This is a genomic window from Corynebacterium sp. S5S1, assembly GCF_001913985.1.
Classification (GTDB): Bacteria; Actinomycetota; Actinomycetes; order Mycobacteriales; family Mycobacteriaceae; genus Corynebacterium; species Corynebacterium marquesiae.
Genome location: NZ_MKXT01000067.1, coordinates 557 through 3,466, shown reverse-complemented (window position 1 = coordinate 3,466; position 2,910 = coordinate 557). Strand labels below are relative to the sequence as shown.

The window sequence follows — 2,910 nt, the reverse complement described above, 5'->3', positions numbered from 1 at the left end:
CTGTGGTTAATGAAGACGAAGGCGTCGAGCGCGACGGCGAATACATTAATTATGGAAACCAGGTCGTCGAAGGCTTATTGGAAACCGATTACCTGAATTTCTCGGAAGTCGACAAAGAGCAGGGTGATAAGGGGCTAACCCGCGGTGATTACCTATTCGTCGTCACGATTCCGAAGGATTTTTCTGATGACGCAGTCACGATCATCAGCGATAACCCGAGGCAGCCGAATATCCACTTCGCGGAAAACGACTTCTACGGCACCAACGGTGCGGTGATCACCAATAGTTTGATCCCACAGGTGCAAAGCAACGTTGCCAACGCGATTTCCAAGAAATATGCCGACAAGGTTATCGCTGGTCTTGATCGCATGGGTGAGGGGCTGAATCAAGCTGCCGAGGGTGCAGGCCGTTTGGATGAAGGCGCTGGCCAGCTCAAGGATGGCGGTACGCGGGCAGTCGATGGAATCTCGCGGTTGGATAAGGGGGCTTCTGACCTGCAAGATGGTGCCGGACGCTTGCACCAGGGAACCACAGACTTGAAAGCTGGTACGACGCGCCTGCACAATGGCGTCGGCGAACTGAGCAATGGTGCAGCCCGGCTGCAGGATGGATCCACCCAGCTGGCTAACGGTACGGATCAGCTGCTTAATGGTACGGATCAGCTTGCCGACGGCGCTGGCCAGATCGATGCCGGTGTAAACCAACTGACGGGCATGCTGTTGCCACTACTGGAGCAGGTGCAGGGTGCGTTGCCGGATATGCAACCGATTATCGACTTGCTGCACACCTTGGGCGCGCATGCGGAAGCTGAAAAACTGGCGGGGATTGTGAACCGGCTGGATCCTGCGAACCAGCAAAACATGGTCAACCAGCTCAACCGCTTGCGGGAAGGCACCGGCCAGCTGCATTACAATTTGGCTGATCCGAATGCCCCGTACCGGTCTGGTGTGATTCGTCTGCAAGATGGTGCTCATCGGTTGAACGACGGCATCAACCAGCTCAACGGTGGTGTTAGCCGCCTGGCAGATGGTGCGAGCCAGTTGGATAACGGCGCGGCCCGTCTGAACGCGGGTACTGGCGAGTTGACTGACGGCGTGGGGCGTCTGAAAGACGGAACCACGCAGCTCAACGACGGCGGTGGCCAGCTGATGGACGGCATGACCCGCCTGAAAGACGGAACGAGTGAATTGCCGACCAAGCTTGCCGACGGCGCTGCTAAGGCACCGAATATCACCAAGCCGGAAGATTCCGCGTCGAATATCGCGGTGCCGATCAACTTCACCGCGTCCAACGAGCACCCAGTCCAGACCGTGGCGGATGAATCTGATCCGACGGTCAAAAACATTACTGCTGGTGCGGCCATCCTGGTGATCGTCGTCTTCGGCTACCTGGCCATGGCGTTACTGTCGACGCTGCTGCCACATATCGTCGGCAAGCGTGCCAATAGCTACACCGTACTGGGGCCGGTCCTGCGCGCGCTGGGACTGATCTCTTTGGTGAACTTCGCGGTGATCGGATTTTTCGCGGGATTCTCCGTGGCACTGGGATGGTCGCCGGATAACTGGGCTATCGCCATCGGTGTACTGGCGCTGACCGCGATCACCGGTTCGGCTGTCTTCCAGTTCCTGCGCATCCTGTTTGGCCGCATGTACGGTGGCGTATTCTCGCTGGGGCTGTTTGCTCTGGGCTTATTCGTCTTTGGCGGTATCTGGCCGCTGGATACTACTCCGGGGCCACTGCGGATGCTGCATAGCTTCCACCCAATGAGCTACACCCGCGATGCGTTTATGCGCGCAACCGATGGCCTCTACGACGCCACCTTCTGGGGCGGACTCGGTGGCCTGCTGGTCTTCGCACTCTTGTCGACGGGACTGTCGCTGGTTATCTACGCCTCGCGTCGTCGTGGAGCGGCAACCGAGCTGGAAGAAGAAGTCGAGTACGTCAAGAAGGCGCGCTTGGGTGAAGAGCCAGCCACCATCGCGCGCTAAGGCCTACTGCTAAGGCCTGCTGCTAGGGTCAGTCGCTAGAGCCTGCTAGCTGCTAGGGCCTGTGCCCGTTAGGCACGTGCAACACAAGCGGCGTCCGGATTACCTCCACTCCGGGCGCCGCTTTTTGCTGCCAAAATACGTTCCAACAGGGCGTTCGCTACAGGCGAACAGGCCATTATGCAGGGAGTTTGCCGGATTTGCGGGAATCGATTCGCAAAACGGGAAGGGCCGGTGATAGTTGCGCGTTATGGTGGGTGGAACATAACGCAAATCGGTTAGGGAGAACTCAGAGCACATGTTTGAACGGTTTACGGACCGAGCTCGACGCGTCATCGTATTGGCGCAAGAAGAAGCTCGCATGCTTAACCACAATTACATCGGTACCGAGCACATCCTGCTCGGTCTGATCCACGAAGGTGAAGGGGTTGCTGCTAAGGCCCTGGAATCGATGGATATCTCCTTAGACGATGTCCGCAACGAGGTCGAAGAGATTATCGGCCAGGGTTCCCAGCCACACAGCGGACATATCCCATTTACTCCGCGGGCCAAGAAGGTCCTGGAGCTTTCGCTGCGCGAAGGCCTACAAATGGGCCACAAATACATTGGCACGGAATTCCTGCTGCTGGGTCTGATCCGCGAAGGCGAAGGCGTGGCCGCGCAGGTATTAACCAAGCTGGGCGCTGACCTGCCACGTGTGCGTCAGCAGGTTATCCAGTTGCTGTCTGGTTACGAAGGCGGAAATCAGGATGGTTCCGGTAGCGGATCCTCGTCTGCACCTGGTGGCGGCGGACTGGCTGGTGCCGGTGCTGGCCCATCGATGGGCGGCGGATCCGGCAGCGGTGGCGGTGGCAAGGGCGACCGCTCCAACTCGCTGGTGCTCGATCAGTTCGGACGTAACCTCACCCAGGCTGCCAAGGAAGGC

The 2,910-nt window shown here is 58.5% G+C and carries 2 protein-coding genes; both read left to right on the top strand.

What is annotated here, in order from left to right; genetic code table 11:
* Window positions 1–2: 2 nt before the first annotated feature.
* On the top strand, window positions 3–1,988 hold the full coding sequence (locus BKN05_RS11830) for a YhgE/Pip family protein (protein WP_502686337.1): 1,986 nt from the start codon (window positions 3–5) through the stop codon (window positions 1,986–1,988).
* A gap of 295 nt (window positions 1,989–2,283) precedes the next feature.
* A partial coding sequence (locus BKN05_RS11825) for a Clp protease N-terminal domain-containing protein (RefSeq protein WP_286688723.1) occupies window positions 2,284–2,910 on the top strand: 627 nt, incomplete at its 3' end.